The following is a 17,248-nucleotide window of genomic DNA, read 5'->3' on the forward strand; positions in this document are numbered from 1 at the left end:
CAGCGGTCATCGCGTCGATCTCCTGGTGGGCTGTGAGAGGTCTCCACAAGATCACGCGATGGCCGCCCTTTCGTGGACGCCCCGCTGGTCACCAGGGTCGTCGCACACCACCCTGGTGGACGCCACTGGGTAAACGGATAGGGATCTTCGAAGCGAGTCCCACGCGCACGACAGCTACGGCCCTCACCCTGGACAGGGGTGAGGGCCGTTCTGCTGTACCTCGGGGCTACGCGTCACCGGTCCGAGGTCACCAGGGGCCGGTCGGTAGCACCCGCATCCGCGACCACCGAACTAGTGCCAAAGCCAGAGCCAGACTCGGCCGTCGCGACTTCGATCAGCAATGCTAGGTGCTGGTCGAAGTCGACGGGACGTTCCGACCGCCGCACAAGATCACCGGCCGCGCGGAGCGCCTCGCTGGCCAGTAGCCACGCCCGTGCCCGAGAGGTCAAGAACTCTTCGTTGTGCTGCTGTAGAAGCTGGTGTGCCCTTTGGAACGAGACGCCGAGGGTTTCGCCGATGTCCCGTACCGTTAGGCCGGCTTGCTTCAGGGACTGGGCTGCCGCAGCCCGCTCAGCAGCAGCAGCGGCGTTTGCCTGCTGCGTAAGTTCCAACAGGTGTTGGGCCGCCTCAAAGTGGTCAGCCGCAGCCGCCGGCATCTGGATTTCGACCCGGACGTCATCAATGACCGCGTCTGGGTCCATCACCACCACGAGGTCTCGAACCATTGGTTCCACTTCTCGCAAGGAACGAGCCTGGGTCACACGCTCAACCTCCGGCACCCAGACCGACCAGTACTTTCCATCTCGCTGAACCTGGGCGTGGTACACGCTCACTTCCGCCACCAATCCTTCCCGAGCTCGGGGGCGCACTCTTTGTAGATCTCACGCGTGGTGACCTCACCGACCTCGGTGTGCCGAGGCACTGGGATGGTCAGTTCGCCTAGCCTGTACACGGTGTGGTTGCTGCCCTCGCGGGCCACGACCCATGGGACGCCCGCCTCCTTCGCCGCGTCGGCGATCTTCTTCACGAGGTCCCGGCGCCTGGTCATCACTGTAGTCTAGGTCCCGCTTGACGGACAAGTCAAGTGCGGACTAGACGGATGCCGCATCCGCTACACGAGCAGGAACTCGACCCGTCGAGCACCGTCATGCCCGGGACCCTCGCCGTCGTCATAGCCTCGGGGAACGCCGTGCTCCGCCAGCCACCGGAACGCGCGCGTCCAGTCCCGCTTGTGCCGGCTGATCCAGCCGTGCCAGGCGTCCCAGACCTCAACCCCGTCGTCGTCGCCGGGTGCCGGCCACTCGATGTATCCAGTCCGTTCATCTGCACGGCCATCGGTCGAAATAGCCGCGAGGTATGAGCCGAACTGCCGATCCGCCGTCACGTTTTCCAAGCCGGCCACGGGGCATGCGGTAATTGCGGACATGCTGCGCCTCCTGAATAAAGGCAAGTACCTGGAAACGGTGAACGTCGGCCCTAGCACGTCAGATCAACCCTTTACAGCCCATTCCTGGGCCGAGCGTCCGACCTGTTGAACGGCTCTCCGCCTGACGCTGGCGACAAGTCTCGGCCTGCACACAGCGTGCACCACGGAGATCAGCCGCCGCAAAGTCACCTGACAGGGTGACTGTGGTTGACATGGATAGGTTATCGTGCGATGTGCCACTGAGAGACAGCGTCTCAGGGACGCTGACCAGGGCATCACCCCGGGGTTAGCCACTCGACAGAAGGCAGGGGTGGGGGTCACCCCATGACCGGATCATTGGGCACGACCGGCCGTAACAGCAGTTCAAATCCCTCCCGGGTTCAGAAGTCGATGAACTGACCCCACTGACGGCCTCTCCGACCGTCCTTGCACCCAATTTGTTGGCCCAACCGGGTGATATTTGTAGTCCAATCGGGTGGACTCTCGGCGTCAGTGCATTGAGATGGCCGATTTACCACCCCCAGTAGTTACTTCGATAGGGGTTCAACGTTCTGGCCATGCGCTAAAACTGGCCATTTGCGCCCCTGCTGGACGTGCTGAGAGCGACGATCACCCGTCCCGCGGCTGATCGTGCGTCCGGGCGCCGCCGATCGGTCTCGGGACCGTTGGTTGGGGGCACAGGGTCCCCCCGGGGGCACCCCGGTCTACAGCGACTTGGGTCTCGCATCGTGAGATACGACATCCTTGACCAGCGACTTGCGCCAGACGAACCCAAGCTCAACATCGACGTTGACACGACCGGAGTACACGCCAACGAAGAGCGTCCTTGGCTTGGTGTACGTCACCTCGGCCATCGGGCCGTCGGGCGATCGACGAACGTTGTTCAAGGTCGACTGATGTATCACTACGGGTGAGCCTGATTGCCCTTCCCGAGTCTTTGCGTCGATAAGGAAGCGGGGCAAGCGGCCGTGGTTCAGGTCAGGTTCGGTGGCGATCGTCCCTTGCGTCCAGACGGGAAGCTCGCCGGCCCCTGCGAGGCCGCAAGGGTAGCCGACGATGCTCAACCGGTCGGTGACCCGGAGGCCAACCTCAATGTCAGACTCAAGACCAAGCGCAAGGTTGGCGAGCGGAGCCAGCAACTCGACTGTCCCCAGGCGTAGAGCTGCCACATCCGCGGTCCGCCCCAGCGTCGGGTGCTCACGCCAGGTCGGCGTGGTGCCGTCTTCAGCAACCAGGGGCAGCCTGAAGGCCTTCACATTGAAGCCGGCCAAGTCCACCGGCATGTGCAGGGTCAGCGCGACCGGCGTCGCGCCGCTGTGATGGATGTGCTTCCCGTCGTAAACCGATCGACCAGCAAAGACGTGCCAATTCGAGACTAGATCGAGATGGCCGTCTATGACGAGTAGAAATCCTGTCGCCGTCCCCAGTTCCGCCCCGGTCACCGAGTGCATCGTGAGTCGCCGTGACGCCAGCGACGCATGCGCAACAGCAGGCGGCGTCGGTTCGTCGGGCGTCACCGTCACCCAAGACCCGCTTCAAATTTCCCCGCCCTGGCGTCCGCCTCGGAGATCCGCATCGACCCTCGGTGCGAGATCTCGACCGAGTAGAAGCCTGCCCCTCCGGGTACATCCTCGACCAGGAACAGGTACACGCACCCGTACTCGTCGTTCTCCACGCCCCGACCGAGCTCGCCCAGGGCGACAACCTTGCCGCCGCTGTCGCTGACAGTGATCTGCGTCCCCGCTCCGATGTCGTCGTAGCCACGTATTCCAACGCAGCCATCTCCGAGGTCCACGAAGCCTTCGAAGTCCTGCAGGGCAAACCTGCCACGCAGGTCGAAGGTTTCCGAGTCCGCATCGACGGCGACAGCCGCATCGATGCCCTGCTCGCGGTAGTTGGCCGGCAAGGGCGTCCCCGGAACGACCGAGCCGCATCCGGGGATGAGCGCAAGCACGGCGGCACCCATCAGTGACCTTCGTACACCGGTCATCCCTCGCATACCGAGAGTATGCGGCCGACTACAGGTAGCCGCCCATCGCTGTAACGCAACTGCGACCCTCTGCGGCAACGCGGGCACGATCAACGCCAGCTCCGCGCGGCTGACGGAGCAAAAAGGTCGAGACCTGGCAGTCCAGACTCTCCACTTTGAGACGGCCGACACGCCGTCTGAGGTGGGGCGAGAGGGGCTCGAACCCTCGACCTGACGGATTATGAGTCCGCTGCTCTGACCGACTGAGCTACCGCCCCGCCGGGCACCGTACCGGACCTGCGCCCGCCGTCAGGCCCCGACGGGACCGCCCTCAGCCGGCCGCCGTGGTCGACGCCGGGGTGGATGGCGCGGAGGCCGCCGGGTCGGCGATCGGGACGGTGATGGTGTCGGTGACCAGGCGCTGGTGGTGGCCGAGGTCGCCGTCGTTGCGGACCAGCAGCGTCCAACTGAAGGTGATGCGGTTGGCGTACACCCCGGCGGTGCGCAACGCCTCATCGGTGAGCGGCTGGTCCCCGGCCAGGTAGGTCCAACGGTCGACCAGCGGCTGGCTGTACCCGAGCACCGACACCGCCGCCGCATACGGGTAGTACTGCGAGAGCGCGAAGCCCTGCCCGGGTGCGGTCTCGGTCCAGGTGTCCACGACCAGGCCGTCCAGCCCCGGCATCGTTGCGGCCAGCGCCGTGGTCACCGTGACCGCCGCCATGGTCACCTGGGCCGGCTGGCCCTCGCCGGCGATCGGCACCAGGTTGAGCACCGAGTTGACCACCTTGGGCGGCAGGGTCTGCCACTGGGTCACGTCCGCGTCCGTCCAGGTGTCGGCCTTGACGGTGAACGGCTCGCCGGCCACCCCGATGTCGTGATGGGCGCTGCCGCCGCCGAGGTCGTCGGTCACCGGCGGCACCGCCGCGGCGGCGGACAGCGGCGTCGCCGACGTCGTCGGCGTCGTCGGCGCGTCACCCGCCGGTGGCCCGCTGCAGCCGGCCGCGGTGAGCGCGACCACCGCCACCACCGCCGACGTCACCAACGCGTGCCTGAGCAGCGATCGGCCCATCGTTCGTCCCCCCGGACTCGGTCGTTCCGAACGGCACGACCGGCCCGCCGAAAGCGCCGCCCACCCGTCCCATTCCGCCTGACCGGGACGATACGCTGCCGACCATGTCTTCCCGCAGGTGGACGAATGCGCGCCGTGACGGCGGTCGACCGCCCCGGACGCGTCGCCGGGTGACGGCCCTGGTGGCCGGCGCGGCGCTCGTGACCACGGCAGCCGTTGTGACACCAGCGTTCTCGGGAGGGACCTCGAGTTCGACCGCCGACGCCGCCACCCCGGACGGGTGGCTGCACACTGACGGTGCGCGCATTGTCACTCAGTCAGGTGATGATTTCCGGATCCGTGCCGTCAATTGGTTCGGGCTCGAGACCTCGAATTGCGCTCCGCACGGTCTGTGGCAGATCTCCCTGGATCAGGGACTCGAGCAGATCGCCTCGTTCGGCTTCAACACCATCCGGCTGCCGTTCTCCAACGAGTGCCTTCACTCGACCGCGCCGGCGTCCGGCATCGACGCCACCCGCAATCCCGAGCTCGTCGGCCGGACCGGCCAGCAGGTGATGGACGCCGTCGTCGCTGCCGCCCAGCAGTCCGGCCTGCGGATCATCCTGGACCGGCACCGTCCGGACTCCGGCTCGCAGTCCGAACTCTGGTACACCGACCGGTACCCGGAGTCGGTGTGGATCGAGGACTGGCAGCAGCTGGCGCAGCGGTACGCGGGCGACCCCACCGTCATCGGCGTCGACCTGCACAACGAGCCGCACGGCCCGGCCTGCTGGGGCTGCGGGGACCCGGCCGTCGACTGGGCCGCCGCGGCCACCCGGGCCGGGAACGCGGTGCTGGCCGTCAACTCCGAGCTGCTGATCCTCGTCGAAGGGGTGCAGCAGCAGGCTGCGGCCGGGAACACCTGGTGGGGCGGCGGTCTCGCTGATGCCGCCGACCACCCGATCATCCTCGACGTGGCCGACCGGGTCGTCTACGCCCCGCACGACTACCCGGCCAGCATCTCCGGCCAGCCCTGGTTCTCAGACCCGGCCTACCCGGCCAACCTGCCGGCCGTGTGGGACCGCAACTGGGGTCACCTGGCCCAGCAGGACATCGCCCCGGTGCTGCTCGGGGAATTCGGCACCCGGCTGCAGACCGACTCCGACCGGGCCTGGCTGACCACCCTGGTCGACTACCTGCAGCAGCGCGAGCTGAGCTTCGCCTACTGGTCGTTCAACCCGAACAGCGGCGACACCGGCGGTCTGGTCGGCGACGACTGGACCACCCCGGAGGCAGCCAAGCTGGCCGCGCTCGCCCCGCTGCTGGCACCCACGGGCGCCCCGGCCACGCCTGACCCGACCACGCCAGACCCGCCCACGCCGACCCCGTCCACGCCTGACCCGACCACGTCGACCAGCCCGACGACCCCTCCCACGATGCCGGCACCCGCGGCTCCGACCACTCCGACCACCCAGCCACCCACCGACACCAGCCCGGTGACGGTCGACTGGCAGCGCTCCTCCGCCTGGCCGGACGGCTACGTGGCCAACCTGGTGGTCCGGCCCACCGCGGGCGCGGTCAGCGGGTGGCAGGTCAGCTGGGCCGACCCTGCCGCTGTCTCGGTGGTGAACGCCTGGGGCATGCAGTGCCAGGTGGCCGGCGGACGGATGACCTGCACCGGATCGGACTGGGCGAGGGCGATCCCGGACGGCGGCGCCGTCCACGTCGGCCTCCAGGTGCAGGTCGACGGCGCCGCCCCGGACCGCCCGGTGCTGACCACCAGCTGACCGTCAGCGACTGGCCACCCGCTGCGCCACCGCCTCGCCGATCGCCGCGACGTCGGCGAGCGCCGCCGGCGGCCCCTCGGCCGCCAGCACACCCATCGGGTTCAGCACCACCTCGTCCACGCCGACGTCATCGGAGGCCAGCACGGTGATCCCGGATCCGATCCGGCTGCGCCATCGGCGTGGGCCGGGACGTCCGGGAGACCGGGGGCACTCGGTGGGGCGCCGCGCAGCACCCGTGCCGCCCTGGCCTGGATCAGCAGGGCGGCCCGCTGGGTGGCCAGGACCATCACCACGCCGGAGCGGGATCGCAGCAGCCGGGCCAGGCGTGCCCGGACCAGTTCGCGGACGCCGGCGGCGACGCGGTCCTGCCAACCGCCGATCCGGGGCGCGAGGGCCTCGGCCGGGACCGGCCGGTCGGGGGACAGTTCGGCCAGCACACCCAGCGCATCGGTCGAGAGGCTCGCCGTCGTCACCTGGGGTGCCGCACCGGTGGTGGCATCGGGCTGGACCGGCGCGGCGGCGACCCGGCCGGGATCGTCACCGCGCGGTCCGCATGCCATGCCGCTCACCACCCCCTCGGCGGGCCGGTCCGCCGGAGGAGATCGGCGGCCCGGATCGTCGGCCAGTCTCCCCGGTGCCGATCACCCACCGCAGCGGGGTGCCGCGGTCGGTGACCGGCCGGGTCCCGGTGGCACGGACCACCCGGCGGAGTGGGCTATCCTGGTCCAGCTCACCGAGCCGGCCGGATCACCAGGACGGACCGCGGCGAGCGAAGTGCAGTCCTCCGTAGCTCAATTGGCAGAGCATCCGACTGTTAATCGGACGGTTGTTGGTTCGAGTCCAACCGGGGGAGCCAGCGCGGCAGGTTCCTCGCCGCCCCACTCCCGCGTCGACCGGTGTCACCGGCCCGAGTTTCGAGGAGGCCGGCACCATGGTGCGCATCGTCATCGGCATCGCCATCGGGTACGTGCTCGGCTCTCGCGCCGGCCGAGAACGCTACGAGCAGATCAAGCGGTGGACGTCCGCGGCCATCGACCACCCCGCCGTGCAGGGGGCCGGTGGCTTCGTGCAGGCCAAGGTCTCCGAGCTGATCGGCCGCCCGACCAGCTGAGCACGGCTCACCCCTCGAACTTCCTGAGCTCCTTGGTCTTCGGCCGGCGCACCTCCACGCCACCCCAGAAGGCGAAGCCGTTGATCCGCACCACCGGAGCGCCGGGGCTTCCCTCGCACCGTGCCTTGTCGTCGAAGCCGCCCATGATGCCGACGCCGTTGACCAGCACCGTGGTGTCCGGGTTGACGATGATCTCGATGCCGCCCATCACGGCCACCGCGGTGATGGTGATCTCCCGCTCGGCGTAGCGGGCCCTGGTCAGGTCCAGTTCGATGCCACCCCAGAACGCCACTGCGGTGAACTGCCGGGGCACCACCCACGGTCCCTTGCGCTCCGCGCCCGACATGACCGCGATGGCCACCGAGGACGTCGGATAGCCACCGACCAGATGGGCCGGGGACGCCGGTCGGACCCCCGGGACGACGGTGGGCGCGACCGGCTTGACGAGGGTGACCGGCGCGGGCAGGTCCCGGGTGAGCGGCTCGAGCTCCCCCAACGTCTTGGACGAGTAGACCGCGTCCAGCCGTTCCTGCAGTTCGTCGACGGTCAGCCGTCCCTCGGCCATCGCGGTGTGCAGGGCCTGCGCCACCCGCTCGCGGTCGTCGTGGGACGCGCGCAGCCGGGTGGGGTCGGAGGTGGGGACCAAGTCGTCGGACACCCGGCCGATGCTATCGAGCGAGGCGCGACGGCGCGGTTCCCCCACCCGGCCGCGTGCCGCCCGGGTCCCGCCGGATCGAGGCGGCGTGCACGGCGAGGGCGGCGGCGCCACCGAGCATCGGCCACACCGGTCAGGGATGGACGGCACCAGCGCGCTTGACGCTGTCAAGCACAGGTGACGGTGCGGGCGCGGTACCCGGTACCGGAGTTCAGTCGGCGGCGCCCTTGGCGCGTTCCTCCAGCAGCCGCCGGTACTTCGACATCTCCAGCAGGTCGCGGATGATCCGGTCCCGGAGGTCGGTGTCGCCGCCCGCCTCGGCCCGCTGCAGCCGGGACCGCAGCTGCTGTTCCTGCTGGACCGCCCACCGCACGCCCATCCGGGCCACGATCGCCCCGGCGTAGCTGGCGTCCGACTCCTCGGCCACGTGACGCGGCGGTTCCACGGCCAGTTCGGCGACCAGGGCCCGGGGCCCGCCCTCGGGCAACCGGCCCTGGACGGCCTGGATCCAGTCCGCCGTCTCGGCGGCCGCGTCCGGCCCACCGCAGGCCTGCACCGCCCGGTAGAGCGCCAGGTAGGCCGGGTGCTGGAACGACGTGTCGTGGACCAGCGACCAGCCGCTGGCCACCAGTTCGGGACGCTGCAGGGCCAGCTTCAGCACCTCGCGGTCCGGCTCGGTCGACCGGTCCCGGGGATCGGGGCGACGCCACGCCGGGGCCGCTTCCCCCTCCAGGACCTGCTCGCCGTCGGGTGCCGGCGGGCCGGGATCCCCGGCGCCGGCGGGCCGCTCGGGACCGGCTCCGGGTCGGTCGCTGCTCGCTCCCGCGTCGCTCCGAGCGGGGTCGGGACGGTCCGGCCGGGGGCTGCCGTGTTGGTTGCCGGCCGTTCCGTCCCGGCCCGCCTGCGCGGCCCGGCGGACCAGGGCCAGGATGCGTTCCGGTTCGGTGCCGAGCTGGTTGGCGAGTCGGCGCACGTACTGGTCGCGCAGGGCGGTCCGGCGGATGCGGGCCACCAGGGGGACGGCCGCATCGGTGGCCGCCACCCGGCCCTCCGGGCTGTCCAGGTCGTAGCGCTCCAGGACGGTGCTGATGGCGAAGTCGTACAACCGCCGCTTGCCGGCCAGCAGCGTGCGCAACGCCTCGTCGCCCGCCTGCTGGCGGAGCTCGCACGGATCGAGCCCGTCGGGGGCGACGCACACCCAGGTGTCGGCGGCGAAGCGCTGGTCGGAGTCGAACGCCTTGAGCGCCGCCTTCCGCCCGGCCGCGTCACCGTCGAACGTGTAGATCACGTCGCCGGGGCCGGCGGCGTCGGCCTCGCTGTCGCCCAGGTACCGGCGCAGCATCTTGATGTGGTCGTCGCCGAAGGCCGTCCCGCAGGAGGCGACCGCGGTGGTGATCCCGGCCAGATGCATGGCCATGACGTCGGTGTAACCCTCGACCACCACCGCCTGCCGCTGCCGGTCGATCTGCTTCTTGGCCAGGTCCAGCCCGAACAGGAGGTGTGACTTGCGGTAGATCGGCGTTTCGGCGGTGTTCAGGTACTTGGCCTGGATCGGGTCGTCGTCGAAGATCCGGCGCGCCCCGAACCCGACGACATCACCGGTACTGTCCCTGATCTGCCACAACAGCCGGCGGTGGAACTGGTCGATCGGGCCGCGGCGACCGGGTTTGACCAGGCCTGCCCGGGTCAGCTCGTCGACCGAGAAGCCCTGTCGGGCCAGTGCTTTCAGCATCGCGTCCCAGCCGCCGGGGGCGTACCCACAGCCGAAGTGCCGGGCTGCGTCGAGGTCGAAGCCGCGTTCGGTCAGGTAGTCCCGGGCCGGCTGCGCCTCGGCGCTGGTCAGCTGCTCGGCGTAGAACTCGGCCGCCGCGCGGTTGGCAGCCAGCAGGCGGGACCGACTGCCGGCCGCCTCGCGGGTCGATGTGCCACCCTCGACCAGGGTCAGCGTGATGCCGGCCCGGTCGGCGAGTCTGCGGACGACGTCGATGAAGTCGAGGTGCTCGATCTTGGCCACGAAGGCGAAGACGTCGCCGCCCTCCTGGCAGCCGAAGCAGTAGAACGCCCCACGGGCCGGCCGGACGTTGAACGACGGCGTCTTCTCGTCGTGGAACGGGCAGAGGCCCTTGAGGTTGCCGCCGCCGGCGCGGCGCAGCGCCACGTACTCGCCGATGACTTGGTCGATGGGGTTGGCGTCGCGGACGCGTTCCTTGTCCGCCTCCGAGATCCGCCCCGCCACGAGCGGAGTCTACGGCGGACCGGCGACACTCCCCCGCGGCGCCGAGCGTGTGGATCAGTGGCCGCCGGGTCGGGCCCGGATCAGCGGCAGAACCGGCGGTGCCGGACGACCGCCTGCGCGTCGGTCAGCAACGACACCTGGTCGAGCACCACGCGCAGCCAGTCGGCGTCGGACCCGGCCGCCGCCGCCGCGGGCCGGAACGCCGGGTCGAGCGCCTCCGGACCCCGCCGCACCAGCTCGCCGACCAGCTCGGCGAGCAGCTCCTGTTCGTGCCGCTGGGCGGCCAGGCGCCGCGGATCGGCCATCACGTACCGCACCGCCATCGCCTTGAGCACGGCCACCTCGGCGCGCAGCCGCCGCGGCACCACCAGGTCCGCGTCGTACCGGGTGAGCGGGTCCGGCCCGGTGATCTCCCGAGTGGCCAGGATCGGGCCGGTGGCGAGCCGGCCGGTCAGTTCGCTGGTCATCTGCTTCACCGCGGCGGCGGCGACCGTCGCGTCCGGCGTCCCGCGGCCCGCGGCCATGCTCGCAGCGAGCGCGGCCCGGACCACCGGCAGGTCCAGCAGGTCGGCGAGCACCGTGGCCAGGTCGTCGGCGGACTCGGCGGAGAAGCCGGTGGCAGCCGCCTCGGCCAGCGCGGCCCGCTCCTGCGGATCCCGCAGCGCGGCCAGGTCGATCCGCCCGGCGGTGATGCCGTCCTCGACGTCGTGCACCGAGTACGCCACGTCGTCGGCCCAGTCCATGACCTGGGACTCCAGGGACCGGGCGGTCGGTGCCGGAACCCCTCGGCGCACCCAGGCGAACAGCTCCCGGTCCACCTCGTAGACGCCGAACTTGCCGCCGCCGGGCGGCCGGACCCACGGGTACTTGATCACCGAGTCCAGCCCGGCCCGGGTCAGGTTGAGGCCCCCGGGTCGCCCGGCGTCGTCGACCACCTTGGGTTCCAGCCGGGCCAGCAACCGCAGGTTCTGCGCGTTGGCCTCGAACCCGCCGGCGTCGCCGGCTACCGCGTCCAGGGCCGCCTCGCCGTTGTGGCCGAACGGCGGGTGCCCGATGTCATGGGCCAGACCGGCCAGATCGACCAGGTCGGGATCGCAGCCGAGCTGGGCGCCGATCTCGCGGGCCAGCTGGGCGACCTCGAGGGAATGGGTGAGCCGGGTCCGCGGCACCAGGTCGACGTCCTCGTCGGACAGGTCTCGGCCGCCGGCCTGGTCGGCCGGTCCGACCAGGCCGGTGCCGATGAGCTCGAGCCCACCGGGCGCCACCACCTGGGTCTTGCCGGCCAGCCGCCGGAACGACCCCGAGTGCAGTACCCGGGCCCGGTCGCGGGCGAAGGCGCTGCGCCCGCCGACGGCCGCGGCACCGGGCAGCAGTGCGCTCTTGGCCGGCTCCTCGATCCGCCGGGCCAGATCGGCAGGCGTGTACCCGGACGAGGTCACAGCACCGGGGTACCGGCGCCCGAGGAGGCGCCGGTCAGCAGGTAGTACAGCGACCCGAGGGTCTCCCGCACCAGGTACCGCACCTGCACGCCGTCCTGCACCGACGGGCCCTGGGACACCGACGAGACCGAGACGTCCCAGCCCAGGTCCTGCGCCATCCGCTCGGCTCGGGCCGCGTGGTACGGGTCGGTCACCAGCGTCACCGAGTCCCAGCCGCGTTCGGCGAGCACGGGAGCCGCCGCCCGCAGACTCAGCAGCGTGTCGCCGCCGGTGCCCACGGCGACCAGCGCCGCCGGGTCGATGCCCAGGTCGGCCAGGTACTCGCGGCCGGCCGCGCCCTCGGTGGTGGCGTCGCCGGCCTGACCACCGCCGACGGTGACGACGGCGGGGGCGACCCCCTCGTCGTACAGGGTCTTGGCGTGGTCCAGCCGGGCCTGGAACACCGGCGACGGGTCGCCGTTGTACTGCGCGGCGCCCAGCACCAGGATCGCGTCGGTGCGGCCGCGCTCGTCCTGACCGGCCACGATCTGCGTGTGCACGGCCACGCCCACGACCACCAGCACACCGACCAGGACCGTGCCGAGCACGAACCGCACGACCGTCCGGCCGAACCTGCCCACGCGTCCTCCGCTCGTCCCCGCCCGGGTCCCGCCGCCCGATGATGCCAGCCGTCGGCCCGGTCGGCGGTGGCCGACCACCCGAGCGGCCACCCGGCTAGCGTGGCGATCATGTCTGACGCCGGACGCCCGCGACGGGTTGCGCTCGCCGTGCTGACCGTGGCCACCGTGCTGGCCACGGCGGCCTGCTCGGGGTCGGTGCCCGGGGCCGGCCGGCCGGCCACCCACGGACCGACGTCGCCCGCCCCGGCGTCCACCTCCACCCCGACGATCACCACGCCGACCTCGGAGCCGGGACCGTCTCCCAGCGACTCGCCCGCTCCTCCCGGACCGGTGGACGGGGTGGCCGGCGCCAAGGGGTTCGGCGACCCGTACTACCCGGAGGCCGGCAACGGCGGCTACCAGGTCGATCACTACGACGTGGTGCTGTCCTGGGACCCGTCGACCGACCGGCTGGCGGCGACCACCACGCTGACCGGATCCGTCACCGCCACCGAGCGGCTCGGCCGGTTCAACCTGGACCTGGAGCCCAACCTCGAGGTCTCGTCGGTGCTGGTGGGCGACCGGAGCGCCGAGTTCGTCCAGGACGAGGCGGAGCTGGTCATCACCCCGGCCACCGCGCTCGAGCCCGGCAGTCCGCTGACCGTCGCCGTCGAGTACGCCGGCGAGCCGGGCGAGATCACCTCGCGCGACGGCGGTCTGGCCGACGGTGGCTGGTACCGGACGCCGACCGGCGGCGCCGTCGTGGTGGGTCAGCCGGCCTCGGCCACCGCCTGGTTCCCGGTCAACGACCATCCCGGGGATCCGGCCACCTTCGCGGTGACGGCGACCGTGCCCGAGGGCTGGAACGTCATCGGCAACGGGCTGCCGGTCACCGAGGGCCTGCCCACCCCGCCCACCGGCAGCGCGGTGTTCCGCTGGGAACTCGACCGCCCGGTGGCCAGCTACCTGACCACGCTGTACATCGACCGGTTCACCACCGACGAGACCACGCTGGCCGACGGGACGCCGGTCATCAACGCGTACGCGCCCGGGCTGCAGCGGCAGCTGCACCCGGTGACCGAGCTGACGCCGCAGATCCTGGAGGTCCTGAGCCGGCACTTCGGGCCCTACCCGTTCGACGCGGCCGGCGGCATCTTCCCGCAGCTCTCGCTCGGATTCGCGCTGGAGACGGCCAGCCGGCCGGTCTACACCGGCGCCGTCGACCCCGACCTGCTGGTGCACGAACTCGCGCACCAGTGGTACGGCGACGACGTGACCATCGCGCAGTGGCGGGACATCTGCCTCAACGAGTGCATCGCCTCGTACGCGCCGTGGCTGTGGGCGCAGGACACCGAGAACCTCGACCTGGATGAGCAGTGGCGCGCGCAGATGGCCCAGGTCGTCGACCAGCCGGCGTTCTGGCGGTCGCCGCTGGTGGACATGGGTGCCGGCAACGAGTTCACCCGGGTCTACGACCGCGGCCCGCTGGCCGTGCACGCGCTGCGGGCCGAGCTGGGCGAGGAGACCTTCGCCGCCCTGCTCACCGGGTGGGTGCAGCAGTACAGCGGCCGCAACGCCTCCTGGGAGGACTTCGAGGACTTCGTCTCGGAGCTGGCCGGACGGGACCTGCGGCCGTTCATCGACGCGTGGTTCCGCGGGACCGAGGTGCCGTCGGAGCAGTTCCGGTACCCGGGTGCGCTCGGTCGCTGACCCGGTCGGATCCGGTTCGAGCGCAATGAGAGGACACCCGTCCAGACTGGCGCGTCGGCCGCATCGACGTCATCAGCCGGGTGATCGTGGGCGCCGCGCACTGTGTTTCAACTGCAGCGCCGGCGGCATCCCGCACCTGCCGCACGTCCGGATCAGCCCGATGGGCGCCTGCGAGGCGCTGCACGGATCGCCGCCGACCTCTGCGCGTGCCACAACGTCGCGTGGTCCGTGACGTGTGAGCACGGGTTGTCGACGCCGACCGCCCGAGGTGTCGGTCAGGCGTGCCAGGTCGACGTACCCGGCAACAGGTGCTCGTCCGCCCACAACAACCGCAGCCAGCGGTCGTCGAACGCCGGCAGCACGTCGAGCACCGGGGTGATGTCGTCGAGCCGGACCTCCGGGATCCGCAGGCCCAGCACGGCACCGGCCATCGCCACGTCCACGTCGCCGCTGGTGGACCACCTCCCACCCCGGAGGGCCCGCGGCTGGACGAGCAGGTCGTCCCCCACCCACTCCAACCCGGCGCCGGCGTCCCGGATATTGGCGGTCACCGCAGTGACCACCGGATCGCTGCGGTCGAGTCCGGACACCGCCGAGGGCGTCTCGGCCATCGCGGCCAGCACCAGGGTCAGCGGCAGCAGCCGCGGCGCGTCGGTCAGGTCGAAGCGCCCACCGCGCAGGTCCCCAGAGGTCGACCGGCTGGTGGCGGTCAGCCCCTCGACCGACCGCACCACGTACACGCCCATGTCGGCCAGCACGAAGCGGATCCGGTCGTCGATGGACGGTCCGTCGGCGGTCGTCGGCGACGTCCGTGGCCAGTCGAGCACCACCACCGTCCCGGTGGAGACCGCTGCCGCGGCCAGGAACGCCGCAGCCACCACCGCGTCGAACGGCCGCCCGGCGTCGTCGGTGCGGCCGGAGTCCACCGGGCAGCCCGACGCGATCTCCACGACGACCCGGCCGCGGACCGGGATCTCGGCCAGTGGAGCCCGCCAGGGCTGGGCGGTGGTCGCCGGGACCGTCATGTCTGCTCACCTTCTCGTACGAGTGCACGGACCATCGCCGCGCCGACCACCGGCTCGTCGTCCGACCGCAGGGCGGACGCCTCGAGGTGACCACTGCCGGGCGGTGCCGGCCGGTACCGCTCCTTGACCACGTGCAGGTGCACCCAGCTCTCCAGCGACGCCACCTGCGGGAACTGCCGGACCGCGTCGACCAACTGCACGCCCTGCAGCGTGGTGCCGGCGTGCACGGTGGCCAGCATGTCGAACCGACCGGTGGTGGTGGCCAGGAACCGGGTGGTCGGCGTGGCGGCGAGCGCGTCGATCACCGGCCGCACCCGACCGGAGACCTGGATGCCGAGTCCGATGGCCAGGCTCGCCCCACCGAACTCCGAGGACGCCAGCGCACCGACCTTGATGATCTGCTCGTCCAGCAGGCGGCGCGTGCGCGACCGTACCGTGCCCGACGACAGCCCGGTGCGCCGGCTCATCTCCGACAGCGACATCCGCCCGTCGTCCAGCAGCAGTTCGAGCAACATGAGATCGATGGCGTCGACGTCCTTCTCGGAGCCGGGCGCCGGCCTGAGCACGTCTAACTCGAGACTCGAGTACGTCAAGGTCGTCACACCGGCGACGCCGTCGGTCGACCGGACGCGCTCCAGCGCCACGGCCAGTTCGGCCGGCCCCGGCGCGCGCACCTCGGCCACCAGGTCGGACGACCCGCTGATCAGCGACACGAACGGGGTGTCGTCGTGCCGGGCCAACGCGGCCGCCACCTCGGTCACCGGGCGGGACACCCGTACCGACAGGTGGGCGACGGCGTGCAGGCCCATCACCGATGGGTGCACCACCCCGACCACCTGCACGGCGCCCGAGTCGAGCAGCACCCGCAGCCGACCGGCCACCGCCGACCGCGAGATGCCCAACGCCGCGGCCAGTTCCTGCTGGCGGGCGCGTCCGTTGCGGCGCAACTGGGCCAGCAACGCGTGGTCGACGGCGTCCACGGCACTCCCTTCCTCCGCGTCGCCACAGCAGGACGAAACGCAATGTTCACAACGACCGGTCGGCTCGCTCGCGCTGACAGAACTGTGGCTGGCCAGCCGCTCGAGTGCGATTTCGCGAACTGTATGCGCCCGATCGCCGACAGAACGGTCAAGAAACATGCTCGTTACAGACAGACTGCATTGTGGTCGTGTCGGGGTGCGACCTAGCGTTCCGCCTCGAACCCGCCGCTCGCCGGCGGCGCCGAGATCACCTCGGCTCGACCGGATCCGCCCGGTCGTGACCGCTCCTGGAGGTCCTCCTCATGACCCGCTCCCGTTCGACCGCACTGTTCGCCGCGGTCACCACCGCCGCCCTGCTCGCGCTCACCGCCTGCGGGTCGAGCAACGACGCCGGCAGCTCGTCCTCGTCCTCGTCCTCGTCCTCGTCCTCGTCCTCGTCGGCCGGATCGTCGTCGGCCGGGTCCTCCGCCGCCGGTGCGGCACCCGCCGGACTGATCAACGACGGCGAGATGAGTCTGTGCATCGACCCGGAGTACCCGCCCATGGAGTACTACGAGAACGGGACCAGCGGTGACCCGATCGGCTTCGACGCCGACGCCGCCCGCGCGCTGGCCGAGCTGTGGGGTGTCGAGCTGACCTTCGAGGTCACCACCTTCGACGGCCTCATGCCGGCGCTGCAGGCCAAACGCTGCGACGTGCTGTGGTCCGCGCTGTACATGAGCGAGGCCCGGCTCGAGGTGGCCGATGCGACGGCGTTCTTCAACACCGGGCCGGGCCTCATCGTGCCGACCGGTTCGAGCATCGCCACCTCCGACGACCTGTCGGGGAAGACCGTGGCCGTGCAGGGGGGCGGCGCCAACGAGCAGACCCTGGTGACCCTCTCGGAGCAGTTCGAGGGCGAGAGCAAGCCGGGCATCACCATCCAGCCGTACCCGAAGACCGCCGAGACCGTCGCCGCGGTGACCAACGGCAAGGCGGACGCGCTCATCGAGACCGATGTGGCCGCCGCCGACATGGTGTCCAAGTCCGCCGGCAAGCTCGAGGTCGTGCCCGGCGTCTTCCCGGCCGACACCCAGTTCGGTGTCTTCACCGTCAAGGGCTCCGAACTGTCCCCGGCCGTGGCCGAGGGCGTCAGCACCCTGATCGAGAACGGCACCCTGGCCGAGCTGGCCACCAAGTACGGCCTGGACCCGGAGTCGCTGCCCGCCGCCTGATCCGTCATCGGGTCCGCGCCGGGACGACCACTGCCCGGTCCGGCGC

General features: G+C 71.1%; 17 protein-coding genes and 2 tRNA genes. 5 read left to right on the top strand and 14 right to left on the bottom strand.

The features are described from left to right. Window positions 1-233: 233 nt before the first annotated feature. The 7 genes from JL106_RS19635 to JL106_RS19665 all read right to left on the bottom strand — a co-directional run bounded on the left by JL106_RS19635 (window position 234) and on the right by JL106_RS19665 (window position 4,467). Entirely contained in the window at window positions 234-833 is a 600-nt protein-coding gene (locus JL106_RS19635; protein ID WP_205262470.1) for a hypothetical protein, read from the bottom strand. Continuing rightward, window positions 830-1,048: a hypothetical protein gene (locus tag JL106_RS19640; RefSeq protein WP_205262471.1), complete on the bottom strand. Its 219-nt coding sequence runs from the start codon at window positions 1,046-1,048 to the stop codon at window positions 830-832. The genes JL106_RS19635 and JL106_RS19640 overlap by 4 nt, the downstream gene beginning before the upstream one ends. A gap of 63 nt (window positions 1,049-1,111) precedes the next feature. After that, on the bottom strand, window positions 1,112-1,426 hold the full coding sequence (locus JL106_RS19645) for a hypothetical protein (protein ID WP_205262472.1): 315 nt from the start codon (window positions 1,424-1,426) through the stop codon (window positions 1,112-1,114). Between the two features lie 704 nt (window positions 1,427-2,130). Then, window positions 2,131-2,868, bottom strand: coding sequence for a trypsin-like peptidase domain-containing protein (locus tag JL106_RS19650; RefSeq protein ID WP_205262473.1), 738 nt, complete (start codon window positions 2,866-2,868; stop codon window positions 2,131-2,133). A gap of 77 nt (window positions 2,869-2,945) precedes the next feature. Beyond that, window positions 2,946-3,392, bottom strand: a complete 447-nt coding sequence (locus tag JL106_RS19655) for a hypothetical protein (RefSeq protein WP_205262474.1) — start codon at window positions 3,390-3,392, stop codon at window positions 2,946-2,948. Window positions 3,393-3,598: 206 nt separating this feature from the next. After that, window positions 3,599-3,673, bottom strand: a tRNA-Ile gene (locus tag JL106_RS19660). 53 nt (window positions 3,674-3,726) lie between these two features. Beyond that, on the bottom strand, window positions 3,727-4,467 hold the full coding sequence (locus JL106_RS19665; RefSeq protein ID WP_205262475.1) for a hypothetical protein: 741 nt from the start codon (window positions 4,465-4,467) through the stop codon (window positions 3,727-3,729). Window positions 4,468-4,571: 104 nt separating this feature from the next. Here JL106_RS19665 and JL106_RS19670 point away from each other — a divergent pair, with 104 nt between their 5' ends. Beyond that, window positions 4,572-6,233 carry a cellulase family glycosylhydrolase gene (locus JL106_RS19670; protein ID WP_205262476.1) on the top strand — a complete coding sequence of 554 codons (1,662 nt, stop codon included), beginning with the start codon at window positions 4,572-4,574 and terminating at the stop codon, window positions 6,231-6,233. Between the two features lie 101 nt (window positions 6,234-6,334). Here the strand turns inward: JL106_RS19670 and JL106_RS19675 are convergent, their stop codons facing one another. Further along, window positions 6,335-6,793 carry a hypothetical protein gene (locus JL106_RS19675; RefSeq protein ID WP_205262477.1) on the bottom strand — a complete coding sequence of 153 codons (459 nt, stop codon included), beginning with the start codon at window positions 6,791-6,793 and terminating at the stop codon, window positions 6,335-6,337. Window positions 6,794-7,013: 220 nt separating this feature from the next. Between JL106_RS19675 and JL106_RS19680 the strand changes: the two genes are divergently transcribed. Together JL106_RS19680 and JL106_RS19685 are read left to right on the top strand one after the other, a co-directional pair. Beyond that, window positions 7,014-7,089: transfer RNA gene (locus JL106_RS19680), tRNA-Asn, on the top strand. 75 nt (window positions 7,090-7,164) lie between these two features. After that, complete coding sequence (locus JL106_RS19685; protein WP_205262478.1) at window positions 7,165-7,344, top strand: hypothetical protein; 180 nt, start codon at window positions 7,165-7,167, stop codon at window positions 7,342-7,344. 7 nt (window positions 7,345-7,351) lie between these two features. Here JL106_RS19685 and JL106_RS19690 read toward each other — a convergent pair whose 3' ends face one another. From JL106_RS19690 to JL106_RS19705, 4 genes are all read right to left on the bottom strand, one after another. Beyond that, window positions 7,352-8,002, bottom strand: coding sequence for a DUF1707 SHOCT-like domain-containing protein (locus tag JL106_RS19690; RefSeq protein ID WP_205262479.1), 651 nt, complete (start codon window positions 8,000-8,002; stop codon window positions 7,352-7,354). A 208-nt stretch (window positions 8,003-8,210) separates the two neighbouring features. Then, window positions 8,211-10,235 carry a DNA primase gene (gene dnaG, locus JL106_RS22280; RefSeq protein WP_205262480.1) on the bottom strand — a complete coding sequence of 675 codons (2,025 nt, stop codon included), beginning with the start codon at window positions 10,233-10,235 and terminating at the stop codon, window positions 8,211-8,213. Window positions 10,236-10,315: 80 nt separating this feature from the next. Then, window positions 10,316-11,674 carry a deoxyguanosinetriphosphate triphosphohydrolase gene (locus tag JL106_RS19700; protein WP_205262481.1) on the bottom strand — a complete coding sequence of 453 codons (1,359 nt, stop codon included), beginning with the start codon at window positions 11,672-11,674 and terminating at the stop codon, window positions 10,316-10,318. Then, window positions 11,671-12,294 (bottom strand): YdcF family protein, encoded by a 624-nt coding sequence (locus tag JL106_RS19705; RefSeq protein ID WP_205262482.1) that lies wholly within the window; start codon window positions 12,292-12,294, stop codon window positions 11,671-11,673. The genes JL106_RS19700 and JL106_RS19705 overlap by 4 nt, the downstream gene beginning before the upstream one ends. A gap of 108 nt (window positions 12,295-12,402) precedes the next feature. Here JL106_RS19705 and JL106_RS19710 point away from each other — a divergent pair, with 108 nt between their 5' ends. Continuing rightward, complete coding sequence (locus JL106_RS19710; RefSeq protein WP_205262483.1) at window positions 12,403-13,983, top strand: M1 family metallopeptidase; 1,581 nt, start codon at window positions 12,403-12,405, stop codon at window positions 13,981-13,983. Between the two features lie 275 nt (window positions 13,984-14,258). On the opposite strand, the gene JL106_RS19715 is transcribed toward JL106_RS19710, so the two are convergent. Next, a complete protein-coding gene (locus JL106_RS19715) occupies window positions 14,259-15,008 on the bottom strand; it encodes a 3-phosphoshikimate 1-carboxyvinyltransferase (RefSeq protein WP_205262484.1) in 750 nt (249 codons plus the stop codon). Beyond that, window positions 15,005-15,988 (bottom strand): Lrp/AsnC family transcriptional regulator, encoded by a 984-nt coding sequence (locus tag JL106_RS19720; RefSeq protein ID WP_205262485.1) that lies wholly within the window; start codon window positions 15,986-15,988, stop codon window positions 15,005-15,007. Before JL106_RS19720 ends, JL106_RS19715 begins: the two co-directional genes overlap by 4 nt. A gap of 302 nt (window positions 15,989-16,290) precedes the next feature. Between JL106_RS19720 and JL106_RS19725 the strand changes: the two genes are divergently transcribed. Continuing rightward, complete coding sequence (locus JL106_RS19725; protein WP_205262486.1) at window positions 16,291-17,202, top strand: transporter substrate-binding domain-containing protein; 912 nt, start codon at window positions 16,291-16,293, stop codon at window positions 17,200-17,202. Window positions 17,203-17,248 lie beyond the last annotated feature (46 nt).

Source organism: Nakamurella leprariae, assembly GCF_016918035.1.
Lineage (GTDB): Bacteria > Actinomycetota > Actinomycetes > Mycobacteriales > Nakamurellaceae > Nakamurella > Nakamurella leprariae.

Coding starts and splice junctions, on each gene's coding strand:
- JL106_RS19640 (WP_205262471.1), bottom strand. CDS start 1,048: ATGACCAGGCGCCGGGACCTCGTGAAGAAGATCGCCGACGCGGCGAAG.
- JL106_RS19645 (WP_205262472.1), bottom strand. CDS start 1,426: ATGTCCGCAATTACCGCATGCCCCGTGGCCGGCTTGGAAAACGTGACG.
- JL106_RS19655 (WP_205262474.1), bottom strand. CDS start 3,392: ATGGGTGCCGCCGTGCTTGCGCTCATCCCCGGATGCGGCTCGGTCGTT.
- JL106_RS19665 (WP_205262475.1), bottom strand. CDS start 4,467: ATGGGCCGATCGCTGCTCAGGCACGCGTTGGTGACGTCGGCGGTGGTG.
- JL106_RS19670 (WP_205262476.1), top strand. CDS start 4,572: ATGTCTTCCCGCAGGTGGACGAATGCGCGCCGTGACGGCGGTCGACCG.
- JL106_RS19675 (WP_205262477.1), bottom strand. CDS start 6,793: ATGGCATGCGGACCGCGCGGTGACGATCCCGGCCGGGTCGCCGCCGCG.
- JL106_RS19685 (WP_205262478.1), top strand. CDS start 7,165: ATGGTGCGCATCGTCATCGGCATCGCCATCGGGTACGTGCTCGGCTCT.
- JL106_RS19710 (WP_205262483.1), top strand. CDS start 12,403: ATGTCTGACGCCGGACGCCCGCGACGGGTTGCGCTCGCCGTGCTGACC.
- JL106_RS19715 (WP_205262484.1), bottom strand. CDS start 15,008: ATGACGGTCCCGGCGACCACCGCCCAGCCCTGGCGGGCTCCACTGGCC.
- JL106_RS19725 (WP_205262486.1), top strand. CDS start 16,291: ATGACCCGCTCCCGTTCGACCGCACTGTTCGCCGCGGTCACCACCGCC.